The 255-nt window shown below is 62.7% G+C and carries 1 protein-coding gene; it reads left to right on the forward strand.

Annotation, left to right across the window (positions count from 1 at the left end; all coding sequences use genetic code 11):
• A partial coding sequence (locus IB255_RS31385; RefSeq protein ID WP_192211305.1) for an Ig-like domain-containing protein occupies positions 1 to 255 on the forward strand: 255 nt, incomplete at both ends.

Below are 255 nucleotides of genomic sequence, written 5' to 3' on the forward strand. Positions count from 1 at the left end.
ATGGCTACACCGTATCCATCGTACCCGGCAGCGTGACCCTGGCCATCGACGTAGTGGCGGGCGACGACGTCGTCAACTTCGCTGAGTCGCAGGTCCAGCAGACTATCAATGGCAAGGCCGTAGGCGAATTCACGGCTGGTGACGTGGTGAGCTTCAAGCTCAACGGCACCGACTACAGCGCCAAGGTCGCGGCAGACGGCAGCTGGAGCGTGAAGGTGGCCGGTGCGGACCTCGCAGCGGAAACCAACATCCACG

Source organism: Pseudomonas sp. PDM22, from assembly GCF_014851965.1.
In the GTDB taxonomy this organism is placed as follows: domain Bacteria; phylum Pseudomonadota; class Gammaproteobacteria; order Pseudomonadales; family Pseudomonadaceae; genus Pseudomonas.